The sequence below is a fragment of the Salmonella sp. SJTUF15570 genome (assembly GCF_043357055.1).
Taxonomy (GTDB): domain Bacteria; phylum Pseudomonadota; class Gammaproteobacteria; order Enterobacterales; family Enterobacteriaceae; genus Salmonella; species Salmonella enterica.
Window position 1 is genome coordinate 312,904 of the sequence record NZ_JBEUKJ010000006.1, and the last position, 16,436, is coordinate 329,339.

Sequence of the window (16,436 nt, forward strand, 5' to 3'; positions counted from 1 at the left end):
GGGGTATTCACCTTATCTCTAAATGCAAATCTATATGATAAATTTTATCATGTACTGTGTTGCTCTCTCTGGGAGAAAATATATGCAGCGTTCACTCGATAGTCTGGCTGGTATGGCTACATCTGCTTTTGGCGCGGGGACTTCTGCTGCTATGCGGCAAGTCACCTCTCCCAAAACTATTCTGGAACATATCATTAACTTTTTTACCTGTGGTGGGGTACGTCGGAAAAATGAAGCACAATATCAGGAATTGATAGAGGTTATGGCTGATACATTGAAAAGTTCAATGCATGACAGAGGTGCTCCGTTGCCAGAAAACATCATACTGGAGGATGTGGATGGGTGTCGTGTCGAATTTAATCTTCCTGGTGAGAATAACGAAGCTGGACAAGTTATTGTACGGGTCAGTAAAGGCGACAATTTTGAGACGAGAGAAATTCCGTTTGCCTCTTTTGAAAAAATATGTCGAGTTTTACTATTCAGATGCGAATTTTCTCTCCCTCAGGATTCTGTAATGTTAACTGACCAGGGAGGCATGAATCTTAAAGGCGCTGTCCTTACCGGAGCAAATCTGACGGCAGAAAATTTATGTGGCGCAGACCTAAGCGACGCAGATTTAGGGGGGGCAGTACTGTTCATGGCGGATTGTGACGGTGCAAATCTTAAGGGGGCAAATCTATCGGGAGCATCATTAGGCGACAGTAATTTAATGAACGCCTGTCTGGAAGATAGTATTATGTGTGGCGCTACCCTCGATCGCGCTAATCTTACCGGCGCCAATTTACAACACGCAAGTCTGTTAGGCTGTAGCATGGTAGAATGTCTTTGTTCCGGTGCAAATATGGAGCATGCTAATATTTCAGGCGCAACCCTTATACGCGCCGATATGAGCGGTGCGACATTAAAGAGTGCTACTATAATGGCTGCTGATATGGAAGGCGCTATCTTAACCCGGGCAAACCTGCGAAAGGCGAGTTTCATTTCTACGAACCTGGACGGGGCTGATTTGGCTGAGGCTAATTTAAACAATACCTGTTTTAAAGATTGTACACTAACCCATTTGCGTACCGAAGACGCCAGAATGTCTACAAGCACACAAACACTCTTTAACGAATTTTATAGTGAAAATATTTAGCCCTTTTTGACGTGAATCTGAAATAAAAGCAATGTAAGAATGACAATCTGCTACTGAATAGTAGCCGAGAGTTAATTATTTACAGTATCTTTTATTATTACAGGAGTATGCGACGATCAAAATATCTGAATAACTATTTCTATTTTCTCAAGTAGAACTTCCAACTAAAGCGAATTGTTTGAAAAGGAAAACGTTATGCCTGGATGTATAAGTGCCTGTTCGTGCGTTGCCAGCCCGACGCCTCCCGATCCTAAGGCCCCCCCTAAGCCTAAGTGGATAGAGTTAAAAGGTTATTGTGTTACATGTACTAGTCAGGAGGATATTCGTCCACCTAAGGAGGGTGAACCAAAGCAAAAAATGACACCCAGTGAGTTAGTGCTGTTACGAGGTCTTTTAAAAGACTTGGGGGTAACACAACATCCCTGGCAAGACCCGACAGTAAAATCCACTAACTGTGGGTTGCCATATTTTCCAGTAGTTCCTGGAGAACGAGAAACCGATGTTTAATGGTTTTCAGTCTGCAAAGCGCCTGATAAATATTACCAGGCGCTTTGTATTTTGGCGCCAACATCACTTTCATTGTCATATATCGAATGACTACAATCGTATCCGATCCCGCCATTACCCTGACGGCAAACTGTAAGAACGGTTTGCCGTCGACAGGGAAGCGCCGGTGAACTCTGAACCGCACTATACCATCTTACCTGGGTGTTTCTTGTCATTAACGCTTTGAAAAATAGTTTTATTTCTCTACTCCTGTTTTGTAAAACCTCCGTTCAGTAGGCGCATTCTGCCACCCTTCCCGGATTTACTGGCAAAGCGGAGCCCGGACAGAGAGTCATATTGCAAAATCCCGTTTCCGTTTTTTTATTACCAGATTTTTGCGGTCGAAAGATTGCCTTTTCCTTGATTGAATGATAATTATTATCATTAGCATATGATAATAATTACTATATAGACGTAACCTGGCAAGGATGTGAGCTTGAGGGCAACAGCGCTACTTTAGACATTATTTAGGGAATGGGTATGAGAGTTAAGAAGTTCATCTGGTTAATAACCGTGGTTTCTACAGGGGTTAATAGTCCATTATCAGCAGCAGAATCTACTGACGACAACGGCGAAACGATGGTGGTTGAATCCACCGCCGAGCAAGTATTAAAGCAACAGCCGGGCGTTTCGATTATTACTCGTGACGATATTCAGAAGAATCCTCCCGTTAACGATCTTGCCGATATTATTCGTAAGATGCCTGGGGTTAATCTTACCGGCAATAGCGCCTCGGGGACGCGCGGAAATAACCGACAAATTGATATTCGTGGTATGGGGCCGGAAAATACCTTAGTGCTGATTGACGGCGTGCCGGTGACGTCGCGAAATTCGGTTCGCTATAGCTGGCGCGGAGAACGCGACACCCGTGGCGATACGAACTGGGTGCCGCCGGAGATGGTAGAACGTATTGAAGTGATCCGTGGGCCCGCCGCCGCGCGCTATGGCTCCGGTGCCGCAGGTGGGGTGGTGAATATCATCACCAAACGCCCCACTAATGACTGGCACGGTTCGCTGTCGCTCTATACCAACCAGCCGGAAAGCAGCAAAGAAGGTGACACCCGGCGGGGTAACTTTAGCCTTAGCGGCCCGTTGGCTGGAGATACGTTGACGATGCGCCTGTACGGTAATCTCAACAGAACCGATGCCGATAGCTGGGATATTAACTCCTCCGCCGGGACCAAAAATGCCGCCGGACGGGAGGGGGTCACCAATAAAGATATTAATAGCGTCTTCTCATGGAAAATGACCCCGCAGCAAATCCTTGATTTTGAAGCGGGATATAGTCGGCAGGGGAATATTTATGCTGGCGATACGCAAAACAGTACTTCAAACGCGGTTACCAAAAGTCTGGCGCAGTCCGGGCGGGAGACCAATCGCCTGTACCGGCAGAATTACGGTCTAACTCATAACGGCATCTGGGACTGGGGGCAAAGCCGCCTGGGGTTCTACTATGAAAAAACCGATAACACCCGCATGAATGAGGGGCTCTCCGGCGGCGGCGAGGGGCGTATTACCAACGACCAGACGTTCACCACTAACCGCCTGACCTCGTATCGCACCAGCGGCGAGGTGAATGTCCCGGTGATATGGCTATTTGAGCAAACGCTCACCGTCGGCGCGGAGTGGAACCGCGATGAGCTGAACGATCCTTCCTCTACCAGTCTGACGGTTAAGGATAGCAATATCGCCGGGATTTCCGGTTCGGCGGCTAACCGTAGCAGCAAAAATAAATCGGAAATCAGTGCGCTGTACGTTGAAGATAATATCGAACCCATGGCCGGTACCAATATTATTCCGGGTCTGCGTTTTGACTATTTGAGCGAATCCGGGAGTAATTTTAGTCCCAGTCTTAACCTTTCCCAGGAGTTAGGTGAATACGTCAAGGTGAAAGCCGGTATTGCCCGTGCCTTTAAGGCACCGAACTTGTATCAAACCAGTGAGGGGTATTTACTCTATTCGAAAGGCAACGGTTGTCCAAAAGATATTACGTCGGGCGGCTGTTACCTGGTCGGTAATAAGAACCTCGATCCTGAAATTAGCATCAATAAAGAGATCGGGCTGGAATTTACCGTAGACGATTACCACGCAAGCGTCACGTATTTCCGTAACGATTATCAGAATAAGATTGTCGCAGGTGATAAAATTATTGGCAGAAGCGCATCTGGCGCTTATGTATTGCAATGGCAGAACGGCGGTAAAGCGCTGATTGAAGGTATTGAAGCCAGCATGACTGTTCCGCTGATGCCGGACCGTCTGAACTGGAATACCAATGCGACTTATATGATTGCTTCTGAGCAAAAAGATACCGGCAATCCCTTATCGATAATCCCGAAATATACGGTGAATACCTTCCTCGACTGGACTATCACCAGCGCGCTCTCCGCTAACGTCAACTGGACGTTATACGGCAAGCAAAAACCGCGAACACATGCGGAGTCGCGTAGTGAAGAGACCAAAGGATTGTCCGGGAAAGCGCTGGGGGCTTACTCACTGGTCGGCGCTAACGTTAACTACGATATCAATAAGAACCTGCGTCTTAATGTCGGTATCAGCAATATCTTCGATAAACAGATCTATCGCTCCGCCGAAGGGGCAAATACCTATAACGAACCGGGGCGGGCTTATTATGCCGGTGTGACGGCCTCGTTTTGATGGATTATGCCCGCCGCTGGCGGGCATATTCTGGCGGCGGGTTAATGGCAGCGTGGTTTTTGGCTTGCCGGTTCGCGACTGATATCCAGCAATGCACTGCGAAAAGAGGCGTTAAACATGGGCCCGTGGCCCAGGCCCGGGTAATGCTGCAGGGCCGCGTTAACGCCGTTGTTCTCAAGCGTTCTCACGGTCTCCTGAACTTTTTGCAGGAGCTCGGCCATCTGGCGTTGCCTGCTATCCCCATTCGACGCTGAACCTTCCATTATAATGAGTTTTTTATGGTAGAACGGCGACGGCTTCACTGCCGTAAGGCGATTCAACAGGGCAAAGTTATCCCTGCTGAGTGACGGGCTGGCGCTGTAATAGATATGAAAGAAGGATGACGACAGCCAGGAGTCCAAAGCGAACAGGCCGCCATAAGAATGTCCCCATACCCCGCGCCGTTCGGGGTTGATGGTTATTCCTTGTTCCACCTGCGGCGCGATATGTCTCTCCAGTAGCTGGCGGAACGCTGGCCCGCCGCCGGTTTTACGATGAAAACGCGGGTTATTTTCACTGCCTTCGCGATCGATTCCCGGCGCCGGCGTATAGTCATAAGCTCTGCCGTTAAGATCAAACGGCAGGTTAGTCTGATAGCCAATCGCCACAATCACCGGCGGCGAGTGGTCTGCCAGCTGTTTGAGCAGCGTCTCCGGCAGTCTGTCCATCACTGCGTTGCCGTCCAGCATATATAAGACAGGATAACCCGACGGCGGGGCGGCTTTATTGGGGATAGCGGTCCATACCCGGTAATGTCTTGCGCCATCGGCAGATTGAAAGTCATTGACCCTAAAATGGTAATATCCCGAACCTTTATCAGCGATATTCGGTCCTAATGGCTGCATATCCGGCTGCGCATAACTCAGCGCGCTAAAACAAAAACTCACTAAAAATAGCGCCATGCGATAGCACTTGTTGTGGTACTGGCGACCATACATCGGATGTGATTCCTTTTTGGCAGGTGAAGTTTTATCGGGGCAGTAGACGTAATCCGTCAATCAGCGCGCCGCGCCACCAGGCATAATCGTGACCGCCGGTGTACACGCTGCAATGGCTTTCAACGCCGGCGGCGCGCAATTTTTCATGCAACTGTTTGACCTGCGGGACCGTCGAACCTTCTAACGATCCCACGCACAGATGCGTACGTACGGCTGGCGAGGGCGCGGATAACACATGTTCGCTGACCCATGAGCGCTCTTCTGCGCTGAAATGGGGCGGGCGATTGCGGTTGTCCGGCGTCCACCACACTGAGGGGGAGTGGCTCAGCACCAGGCCGAAGCTCTCTGGCGCGTGGCGGGCCGCCATCAGCGCGGTCACGCCGCCGAGGCTTTGCCCTGCCAGCACCGTTTGTGTACGGTCCGCCCACTGTCGTTCCGGGTATTTGGCGCGAAGGGTTGGCAGCAGGCGTTCGGCAATGTCGAGCACCAGCTCGCGGCGACCGCCGAGGATTGCGACGCGTTCACGCGCATTGATATTATCAACGCCGAGTACGGCCACCGGCGCGATGCGTCCGCTGCGGATGGCGGCGTCAATGGCGGCGCTTACCCCAAGATGGTCGAACCAGATCTCGCCATCCGTGAGTACCAGCAAGCCCAGCGGTTGTTCGACAGGAACGTCAGGAAGATACAGCCGCACACGGCGACATTGTCCGGCGAGCCGATGTTCTGAGGTGAAAAGCTGCCCGGCGTAAGCGCGACAGCCTGACCACTCCTCCTGTGCCGGGGCATGATCCAACGCCAGAACGGACTCCTGCGCATTGCCCCGAACATTTATTCCCGGCGTGCTGTTCAGCGGGTCCGCCTTCCCGACAAGGGGGGCGAAACGGCTTCCAAGCTGCAACACCGTCTCGTCCGGGGTTTCCGGTGGTATTTCGACCATCGTATAGGAACCGCAGTAGGACGCCGGTAAGCGAAGCGTCAGATGCCAGATATCCGTTGTGGGCAGTTGCGTCATCATACCTTTCGCCACGTTATCTTTATCGGTGACACGGTTCAGGCGAACATAAACCCCCCGCAGAGGAGAGGCGGCACGCCACAGGAAGGTGACTTCCCGTTCATCGTCTGCGCCGTTAATGGCTGTCACCAGCGGCAGCGCGAGCGAGTTTGCTTCTCGCCAGAAGTGAGAAGCGTCAACCTGGCTTCCGGCGGCGAGTTGACGGCGAAGGCGCGTAGCGGTCTGTATAGCGACAGGAGCGACGGGCGGGCTCAGTCTCATTCTTTGTATTCCATCTCATTTATATTTCGGTCAGTATCAATAGCTAAAGCGGCTGTTACAGGAACAGCCGCTTGCGGGCTTTCTTTTGCGTAAATCGTGGCGATAAAAACTATCCTACGACCTCTCCTTGCGTATCGCGTGTCTGGCCGACGCTGGCCCGCCACAGACGAGCATACAGGCCATGAGCCGCTATCAACTGCTCATGGCTGCCATATTCAGCGATACATCCTTTATCGATTACGACAATAACATCGCAGCGGCGAGCGGTGGTCAGCCGGTGCGCGACGATAAGCGCGATGCGTTTCTCGGTATGCGTCACTCTGGTAAGCGAGGTTATTAAGCGCTCCTCGGCGCTGCGGTCGATACGCGCTGTCGCCTCGTCGAGCAGCAGAATGTGCGCCTGCGCCAGTTGGGCGCGGGCGAGGGCAATCAACTGACGCTGGCCCGCGGACAGATCCGTGCCGCCGTTATTGACCGGAGTACGAAACCCCAGCGGCAGATGTTGCACAGTTTCAAAGAGTCCCGCCCGTCGCGCCGCGATTTCCACCTCCGTGTCGCTGCTGTTTGGCCGCGAATAGCGGATATTTTCGGCAATATCGCCGCTAAATAATGCGACATCCTGAGTGACCAGCCCCGTCTGGCGACGATAATCACTAAGCGACGCGGCATCAATTAGGCGCTCACCGACACGGATTTGCCCGCTGCCGGGAGAGTAGAGCCCGGCCAGCAGCTTGATCAGCGTCGATTTGCCGGCGCCGCTACGTCCGACTACCGCGACTACCGTTCCTGGCGGAATAGTGAGCGAGAGATTATCAAGCACAGGTTGCGTTTTTTCGGGATAGCGGAATGTCAATGCCTCCAGACGTAGCGCGCCGCCAGTGCCAGGCGTTATGGATGACGGTTCAATATTCTCCGTTTCCTCAGTCGCCAATAGCGCATTGATATGTTTGCCGCTGGCGGTCGACTGCTGCCAGGAATCAACAATGCCTGACAACTGCTGTACCGGGCCATAAAATTGTCCCAGTAGCAGGAAGAACGCCGCCAGTATCCCGGGCGTCATTTCGCCTCCGGCGACCCGGGTCGCCCCGATTAAAAGCACGGCGGCATAGGCGGCCTCGGTGCAGAAGGTCAGGAACGGAAAATAGACAGCAAGGTATTTTTGCGCCCGCACGCGGGTGGCGCGGAAGTTGTCTGATAACGCCCGTAGCCTGGCGGCTTCCTGCTTCTGTTGACCGTGTGACTGCACTACCCGCATACCGGAGACCTTTTCCTGAAGCGTACTGTTCACCTTACCAATTTCCAGCCGTGCCTGGGCGTAAGCAGGCGAGCTCAAACGGCGGTAAATCCACGTCGCCAGTATCACTACAGGTACGGCGCTTAATGCCGTTAACGCAAGAATGGGGTCAAGCCAGAACATTGCCGCGGCGATAGCGACCATCGTCACGATGCTGGTGGCCGCGCTGGCAAGACCGTTTTGCAGAAATCGGGCGAGTGAATCAACGTCGACGGTCATGCGAGTAAGACGCGAGTCGATGTGCTTCTCGTGCCAGGGAAGACTCAGGCGTAGCAGGTGGCTGAAGCTGCGTAAGCGTACCGTATGCTGTACCGACTCTGCCGCGCGGGCGGCGAAGATCGTTTGCAGCGCATAGCAGCACCAACCGATCGCTACCAGACACAGCGCGAGCAGAGCGCATATGCCAATAGTCGACATATCCCCTGCGGCAACGCCTGAGTCAATACCGCGCTGCAAAAGCACCAGCACGCCAACGCCTGCGGCGGAATCAAGCGCGATAAGCAGGGCGGCGATGACGAACATCCAGGCTACTGGCGTCAGCAGCGATGAGACTTGACGCCCGTGGCCTGCCAGCGCCATCTGTACGGCGCGTTCTGGAACGCGCGTCATCCGGTCGACAAAACCTTTTCCGGCGGTTGTCTGGCGCTCATGCGCGTCGTCGGATTTTACCGCCTGCGTTGTTGGCCATAGCGTACGTTGTTCTGCTGGGGCAAGGGCGAGAAAATCCCCCTCGCCGCTCATCAGCGAGCGAAACGTCGGACACCTTGCATCCAGCTCCGCCTGGGTACCGATATCCACGACGCGGCCTTTATCCAGCACGACGATCCGATCGGCTAACTGCAGTGTTGAATGGCGGCGTGCAATCACCAGCAGCATATGCTCATTATCGGCATAACGACCAAGAGCCGTGTTAATTTCCGCTTCAGTACCGGCATCGACCGCCGAGGTGGTGTCATCGAGAATCAGCAGTTCCGGCGCGGTAATCAGTGCCCGGGCTAGCGCAATACGCTGGCGTTGGCCGCCGGAGAGGTTGCTTCCGCGTTCGGCCAGTCGGGTGTTGAACCCCTGCGGTAGCGCATTGATGAACCCGCTGGCGCCTGCGGCATCGGCGGCGCGTCGAATGTCGTCCTGAGTCGCTTGCGGGTGCCCATAGGCGATGTTTTCCGCCACCGTACCGGCAAACAGAAACGCGTCTTCAAACACTACGCCAACGCGACGACGAAGCGCCGACAGTTTCAGGTCGCGAATATTCTGTTGACCCGTAGTGGTGTTGAGCCACACCCCGCCGGAGGTGGGATCGTAAAAGCGCGCCAGCAACATCAGCAACGTTGATTTCCCGGAGCCGGAGGCGCCAACCACTGCCACGGTTTCACCGGCGTGAATGGAAAACGAGATCTCATTGAGGATACGGTTACCGTTGTCGTAGTGGAAACTCATCTTCTCCACGTCCAGCCCGATAATCTGACCCTCAACCGACTCAGTACCGTCTTCCATGCGAGAACGCGTGTCGATAAGCGCGAAGACGCGCTCTACCGACGCCTGTGTGCGCTGTGCGATAACCAAAAACGATGCCAGTACGCGGGTAGGGCCGGTCAGCATAGCGAGAAAACTCGCGAACGCAACGAAGGTTCCCAGATCGATGCGCCCATTCATTACCGACCAGCCGCCATAGCACAGCAGGACGATTTGCCCTATCACTGGTAGCGCCAGCATGGTTGCGCCCGGCATCGCCTGCGAGATAGCGGCGCCGATGCGTACCCGCACCATCTGCCGCGACTGACCATCGAGCCAACGCGTTTCGCGTAACTCCGCCACGCAGGACTTCACCACTGAGATCTGTTCCAATACTTCGCGCATATGTTCCGTCATGTGCGCCAGCCGGTCTGAGGCAAGCCCCGTTTGCGCGAAAACACGGCGACGGGCGCGCAGGGCGGTAATAGCAAGGGCGGCCAGTACGCAAATCACGATAAGCGTCATGGATGGCGACATCCATAGCATCACCGCGATACCGGCCACATAGTAAGTGAGCACCGCCAGCGGCACCGGACACATCTGTAGCAAGGTGTGTACCTGTTGAAGATCGCTGTTGGTACGCGAAATGACCTGCCCGGTACGCAAGGCGTCCTGGCCTGCGCCGTCCAGTTTTTGAATACTGTCGAACGCACGGCTACGTAACGTATGCTGAACCCACAACGAGAGTTCTCCGGCATAGCCGCGGCGCACGTAATTCCCGATAAAATCAAAAAGGGCAATTAACAGCAGGCCGCAGGCAAGTAACGGCAGGTGGGTCGTATCGCCTGCTATCGCGTCATTGACGGCCTGACGCGTTATTAGCGGCGTCAGCGCAGCCAGTAAAATGGTCGATACTGATGCTACGATGACAATGATGCTCAGTGTTTTACGTTCCCAACACACGCGGGCAAGGCGAACTATCCAGGCACGAGCGGGCATGGGGGAATGAGTCGCGGGCATTAAGCCTCCTTATCGGTGAAAGATGAGATATGGCGACACACGCTGGGTTCAGCCGCCATATTGTCATTGCGCTGCCGCGGTTAGCCGTGTTGCAGCATGGCGATCAGTTTTTTTGCCACCTCGGTCGGGCAAGGCTGGGCCGCCATTTCCGCCGCGACCTCCTGCGACGCCTCGCGAAGCGCGTGATTATCGAGGAAGGTATTGATCATGCTGCTCGTAAGTCCGCTTTTACCGGGAATAATTCCGCATCCGCGCTCGACCACGGCGCGGGCATTGACGGGTCTGTCGGCACCCTGGCCAAAGACTATCTGCGGAATGCCGGCATGCAGCGCCGTCAGGGTGTTGCCTGCGCCGCCATGGTGGATAAAACCGTCGGCGCCGTTAAGGAAAACGCCCATCGGAAGCCAGTCGACCAGACGGACATTCGGCGGCAGTGAACGTAAATCCGAGCGGGCGTTTGCCGGAAGATGCAGGATGATTTCGGCATCTACTTCGCCGGCAGAATCCATTACCCAGGAAATCAGATCCAGGCCATCCACCATCGGTTTGACGGTGCCGAGGCTGACCAGAAGACGCTTGCGATCAGGTGTACGTTCCCACCATTCTTCCCAGACGGCGCCGCCGTTATACGGGACGTATTGCATGGAGATAACCGGCTCTCCGTCATTTTGCAGTATGCTCATGCTGGGCGGTGTGACGTCTATCCACGCCAGATCTCTTGGTGGCGCGCTGACCCCATGGCGGCGGTAGGCGTTAGAAAGTGATTTCGTCACGCCTTTGATGTGCCAGGGCGTATGACCGAAGCCGACGGTTTGCATCACTATCGGAATGTCATACTTAGCGGCAATCAGTGGTCCAACGACCCCAAGGGGAGGGTAGACGATGAGATCTGGTCGCCACTGCCCGGCGAACGCGACCAGCGGGTCAGTCATCTCTTCGCTGAAGAATGAGAAGTTCCCCATTTTTGTTCCAATGTTATTTTCTTTTCGTAATGCCTCCTGACGGCGATAACCCGCTTCCGAATCGAAACCAGGCGCAGCGTCAAATACCACCAACCCAGCTTCGGCTGCTTTCTGTGCAAATTGTCCACCGCTTGCAATCAGCACTTCATGGCCATTAACACGAAAAGCTTGCGCCAGGGACAGCACAGGGTATAGCAGTCCATACAGTGGTGGACCGACAAACAGAATACGCATGAGAAATCCTCTCTCTCCACGTCATAAATCGAACAAGTCGTTAATGAGAATGATAATAATTACCAATATCATTTGAAAAATGCAATAACAAATACGACCCTTGATCATGTGATGATTTTTTTCATAAAAATCGGGGAAGAGGAGAGCGTTAAGCGGTGAAGTTTGGTTTCAGACTTATTTACGTGCGTATGGTCGCGAAGGCAAAGCGCCAGGATTGGGGAACTGGATTCGCATACCAGACGCCCGTGGATTATTAATGATAACTTCGTAAATAACCTTTCAGACAATGAGGTAAACGTACCGACAGCAAGGTAATGGGAAACGTAGGTAGTAGTATTGATAACGCGTTGCGGGGCAATTTACTGGTGTCCGGCGGCAGATCGTGTTCTGTGTGGACTTTCCGTGCAGTGATGTGACGTACGCCTCTTCCTAAAGTAGTCAGTGCCATACTTTTAATGACTGCATTAATCCTGGCGTTAAATCCTTTAATTTGGTGGACGTAAAGTGGACATAGACAACAAAAAGGGGCTACGTATTCACGTTGCCCCTTGTTTTATTTGCTGGCGTCCTTGTAATTGGTGGGGGAGGTGGTTGAGTTTGTTGGGGATTTTTATTTTTGCGCGAAGGCGCAAAAGAGTGGCGATGGTGTTGATATGGAAGGGGGGGATCTTATTGATTCTTAAGTTGATTGTTGTAGGAAGAATTTTGCGTGTTAGTCGAGGCTTGTGGGTGGACGTCATAGGTTTGTTGCTTCTAGCTGATCTGATAGCCTTTCGTTCAGACCTCTATCTACTTGGAGTAGACGTTTAATATTCTGATGGGGATTTCAGGAGCTGTCAGGCTATAAGCTAGGGGCACCTCACAACCATAATCACCTTGAGGGACTACAGTAAGTGAGAAAATAAGTATTCATTTTAAGTTAGGTTACAATCAGCAAAAGGCAAGAATGCTAAGATGATGAACAAAATGAATAATTACTCCCCAAATTGGTATCTTTTGCATAAGTTATTGGTTGATGAAACACCTGTGTTCACTCGGGATAGACTCTGGACTTACAAAGAGCATCAGCATGCCAGAGCGCTCGCGATCTATCTTGCGCACGCCACTTTGGCAACCCCTGTACTTAACAAAACAACTATAGCTGAACTATTATCTGGATCGAGAGGCTGGCCATGTAAAGATGGTAAGCACCATTTTATACAAACTAACTGTTCGCTTGATTTCCTCGAGGATGCGGGATTTTTGTCATTTTACGCTGACTGGTGTAGCGTACATTGTCAACATCCTTGGCAAACAGAAGTGCTCGATGACAGTATTATCGATATTTTGAACACAGCGGAACAGCTTAAACAGATACGGCTTGGCTTGAATGATTTTATTGAACCACACTTTTGCATAAATGTTAACGAACTTACAGCACTATTAAGTGAAGAATTTGGCAACGTTTCTCTGGAAACATTATTACCACTATGTACGCGGATAAACGACGCTGTCAGTGTTGCACCTGAGACCTCAAAATTTACTCCTCTTCATAGTACATATCTCTGGCAAACTCTACTTGAGAAGTATCCTGCGGAGGAGGCGTTTAGACGCTGGATGCTCTGTATACAAGTACAGGGAAGAGCCATTGTTCCTGTACTATTTAGCCTTCTGGAAAAGAAGCAAGAGGAAAATTTTCTTGAAGAAATTGAAAGGTTCTTATCATCAGAACTCTCGTCGTCATATTCATTGAAAACCATATTCAAACAAGTTACAAATTCTCGATATTTCCGGCAACTTGTTGAGCCTCGAACTATACAATTTAATGTATCCATTAATAAGGATATGCCTGAAATTGGAATGAAGTCAGAAATATCAGCTACTGGAAATATAACGGCTCAGGATTTAGATGCGCTATATATGTATCCTGCAGGAGATGACCCCGATGAAATGGAGGCTTTTGAAAAATGGGAACAACGCGGGTATGAAATTGGATTGTCGATGCCCTTAACATGGTTGATCCAAGAGTGTTTGATTCATTCAATCTACATTGACAGACAATGCCTCAGAGGTTCGTCTTTTTTATTAAATCTGCTTGTAATGGCTAAAATCAATCCGGTTTTAAGGCACATCCTATTTAATATCCTACCACAACGATTTACCTGGACGTATATGCTATTTCTGTTGTCCCGCGTCGATACTTGTGATACAGCCTTAGTTCATTTGACCAGTAGGGAAACGCTTCATACGCTCTTGAGCAGTTATTCTGGGGCTGCGGGTATTGAGAAAACCTACAGGGAAGCGCTTTTAAAAGAGTATTTACGAACAATTGAGAGTTGTGATGCCAATGGACAACGTTTACTGAAGATTGCATATCATATCGCTGATTTATGTAGTTTCTATAATGATAATTATATTGATTCGCCAGAATACAGAATGTTAACTTGTCTACTACAACGTCTTGACGATGCGAGTGTGCTGCAATTGGTCAGTTCTTTCATTAAGCAATTAGAAGAGCAACTACCTCGACGAGTTTTGAGGCTTAGAGAAAGAAGCATTTATTATATTGGGTTTTGGCTCGCTGAGCGTATTGAAAAAGTGGAGGGAAACCATAACAAACAGATTCAGCATGAATTGTGTACCTGTTTGTATACCTTCTATCAAACAGCCTTTGAAGAATGTTTTAGTGGAAAGCGCCGAGATCTTGAACCTGGTGCTTTTTTTGCCTCCTTACCATGGGCAAGTCTGATTGCAGTAAAAGGAGCTAGTCCTTTGCTTTCTATGTCAGTGAGGATATTAGATTGGAGAGATTCACTGACATATAAAAATGAAAACTGGTCGGCAGTTGCTTCTGCTATAAGACATTACATGCAGACTTTGATGTGTGTTGTTAAGTGCAAAATTGATGTCATTGAGCAGAAAAGGGTTTGGCGAAAAGTAACAGAAATAGTGTGTTCGTATGGGTTTGGAAAACAGGAAGGTAGGGTATATATATTTGATAGATATATTACTGATAATGCTAGGGATTTATGGGTAGCCTTTAGTGTTTTTTTGAATAGTATCCCCGATGATCTCTATGTTGATTTCATTGAACAGTGTAAAGAGAGAATTCCAGTTAGCTCTTTGTACATCATGCTTGACCATTGTCATATCTTGGCTAGAGAGCAGGTTTTGCAAGATATTATTTTATCTCGTCGAGACCTGGATAAAGAAAATTTAGGTCTCAATGATCTTGAATTAGCATTCATATCGGCATGTGACAATAATCATTTAAAATTAGCTTGGGGGGTCTTGCAGGCAGCAAAGCCTATTCTTAGTCGACTGAAAGGTATGAAAAATCTTGATTTGCTAGAGCGTATTTGTCGATGGGAAGGATATGCTTATAAGTATGAACATTTAAGATTGTTTATGGAATTAAAAGATAACCCTGATGAATATATTAGAGCCTCGAAGTTAATAACTTTCAAGAAACCCAATATAGATTTATCTGAGAATAACATCCACTTTAAGAATTTGTGTTATGAATGTGACCAGTTTAGTCGTTACATTTGTGCAATAGCCTTGTATAAAAGCGATCCGGAGAAAAGTGTAAGTATAATGGAGTCCCTTTGTAGGACTAGTAAGAGTCTTCACCATTCCTTTGCCCTTTTTGTGGCAAGAGTTGAATATGGCGAGAAAGTGGGGGATCTTTCAATTCTATCTCTCGCTCTTGATAAATTTCTCATATCTATTAAAGAGACGAAACCAGAAGATATTGGAACTCAGTGGGCAAGCCAAATACTGGATGTTATGCGGAAACTGAAATTTCAACATCAGGCTGATATTTTCTGGCGAAAATTAACACCTGAGCAGCGTAACACTAAAGAAATAATGCTGCCATATTGCCTGGCTCTTCTAGAACGAAACGAAGTCTGGGCAGCGCAGCAGATCATTGATAATTATCGAAAATTAAATGCTGAAATCGGCGACGATACCAGTCTAATGCCACTTCTTGAGAAGTTAAATAAGTCTCTTCCTGAAGAACCTGTTGTTACTGGTATTTTCAGGGCTATGGTTGAGTCACAGAAGAATAGTACATTTCAACTTGCCCAACAATACGGTTTGATCGTTAGCCGTAAATTTAACGAATATGTCGAAATTATTGGGAATGGTCAAACCACTGAGATTTTCTTGAAAGATGTGGTTATCAGCATTGGTCGTGAACTTTTGATGCGCAAAAAAAATCTTCAGCTTCAAGCTAGTGGGAGAGCAAAAGGTACAATAACCAACCAGATTACTAATGAGGATCTGATTAATGATTGGTTTACGTCGTTGTTTGATATGCGTATGTCTGAAGCCAGGATTGGTTTTGGTGACCAGAAAAGGATGGGGCGCTCAGCATCGGGTCAAAGTATCGGAGAAATAGATGGTGTTATTAAGCACAGTGATAATACTAGAATTGCTATTTTTGAGGCTTTTCGCCTTTTCTCACTTGAAAAAAGGACTATTAGTGGGCATTTGGATAAGATTTCATCTTATGATAATGAGGGGCTAAGTCCGGTATTTATTATAGTTTACTGTGATATCGACGATTTTACGCAACTGACAAAAGATTATAAAAAATATGTTTCAGATATTAGTTATGCTGGTTTTACTGATAAAAAGAAACGTGTTGAAACGGTAGAGATAACTGACCAATTATGGCTTGGCAAGGAAGTTCGATACCGTGTGAAAGATATAGTTTTCTATCATCTCCTTCTGAATATGAGATAAAATTTAGCACCAGTGGGGGTAAGGCTTGGACTTACCACGAAGTTTGGATTTTCAGGTTTATATGCATGGATATTACCCTTATTCCTTACGGGCTAATTCTTCTTAGGGTTGAGAGAAAATGGACGAGGCATTAGTAACCTGTACTCCTTTGGTA

At 49.6% G+C, this 16,436-nt stretch carries 8 protein-coding genes; 4 read left to right on the forward strand and 4 right to left on the reverse strand.

From position 1 onward, the window contains the following. Positions 1-82: 82 nt before the first annotated feature. From pipB2 to ABVN44_RS14775, 3 genes are all read left to right on the forward strand, one after another. Complete coding sequence (gene pipB2 / locus ABVN44_RS14765) at positions 83-1,135, forward strand: type III secretion system effector PipB2 (RefSeq protein ID WP_023231817.1); 1,053 nt, start codon at positions 83-85, stop codon at positions 1,133-1,135. A 174-nt stretch (positions 1,136-1,309) separates the two neighbouring features. Next, positions 1,310-1,642 (forward strand): hypothetical protein, encoded by a 333-nt coding sequence (locus ABVN44_RS14770; RefSeq protein ID WP_077248411.1) that lies wholly within the window; start codon positions 1,310-1,312, stop codon positions 1,640-1,642. A gap of 519 nt (positions 1,643-2,161) precedes the next feature. Then, positions 2,162-4,336, forward strand: coding sequence for a TonB-dependent siderophore receptor (locus ABVN44_RS14775; RefSeq protein ID WP_001532079.1), 2,175 nt, complete (start codon positions 2,162-2,164; stop codon positions 4,334-4,336). A 41-nt stretch (positions 4,337-4,377) separates the two neighbouring features. On the opposite strand, the gene ABVN44_RS14780 is transcribed toward ABVN44_RS14775, so the two are convergent. From ABVN44_RS14780 to iroB, 4 genes are all read right to left on the reverse strand, one after another. Beyond that, positions 4,378-5,313: an alpha/beta hydrolase gene (locus tag ABVN44_RS14780; RefSeq protein WP_023231819.1), complete on the reverse strand. Its 936-nt coding sequence runs from the start codon at positions 5,311-5,313 to the stop codon at positions 4,378-4,380. Positions 5,314-5,344: 31 nt separating this feature from the next. Then, entirely contained in the window at positions 5,345-6,589 is a 1,245-nt protein-coding gene (locus ABVN44_RS14785; protein WP_023231820.1) for an esterase family protein, read from the reverse strand. A 109-nt stretch (positions 6,590-6,698) separates the two neighbouring features. Then, positions 6,699-10,355, reverse strand: coding sequence for a salmochelin/enterobactin export ABC transporter IroC (gene iroC, locus ABVN44_RS14790; protein WP_023231821.1), 3,657 nt, complete (start codon positions 10,353-10,355; stop codon positions 6,699-6,701). 80 nt (positions 10,356-10,435) lie between these two features. Beyond that, on the reverse strand, positions 10,436-11,551 hold the full coding sequence (iroB, locus tag ABVN44_RS14795; protein WP_023231822.1) for a salmochelin biosynthesis C-glycosyltransferase IroB: 1,116 nt from the start codon (positions 11,549-11,551) through the stop codon (positions 10,436-10,438). Positions 11,552-12,505: 954 nt separating this feature from the next. On the opposite strand from iroB, the gene ABVN44_RS14800 reads away from it, so the two are divergent. Further along, positions 12,506-16,282, forward strand: a complete 3,777-nt coding sequence (locus ABVN44_RS14800) for a hypothetical protein (RefSeq protein ID WP_023231823.1) — start codon at positions 12,506-12,508, stop codon at positions 16,280-16,282. The last annotated feature ends 154 nt before the right edge of the window (positions 16,283-16,436 follow it).

What these genes read in the sequence shown, in the direction of transcription:
- ABVN44_RS14785 (WP_023231820.1), bottom strand. Translation starts at nt 6,589, where the DNA reads ATGAGACTGAGCCCGCCCGTCGCTCCTGTCGCTATACAGACCGCTACG.
- iroC (WP_023231821.1), bottom strand. Translation starts at nt 10,355, where the DNA reads ATGCCCGCGACTCATTCCCCCATGCCCGCTCGTGCCTGGATAGTTCGC.
- ABVN44_RS14775 (WP_001532079.1), top strand. Translation starts at nt 2,162, where the DNA reads ATGAGAGTTAAGAAGTTCATCTGGTTAATAACCGTGGTTTCTACAGGG.
- ABVN44_RS14780 (WP_023231819.1), bottom strand. Translation starts at nt 5,313, where the DNA reads ATGTATGGTCGCCAGTACCACAACAAGTGCTATCGCATGGCGCTATTT.
- iroB (WP_023231822.1), bottom strand. Translation starts at nt 11,551, where the DNA reads ATGCGTATTCTGTTTGTCGGTCCACCACTGTATGGACTGCTATACCCT.
- pipB2 (WP_023231817.1), top strand. Translation starts at nt 83, where the DNA reads ATGCAGCGTTCACTCGATAGTCTGGCTGGTATGGCTACATCTGCTTTT.
- ABVN44_RS14800 (WP_023231823.1), top strand. Translation starts at nt 12,506, where the DNA reads ATGATGAACAAAATGAATAATTACTCCCCAAATTGGTATCTTTTGCAT.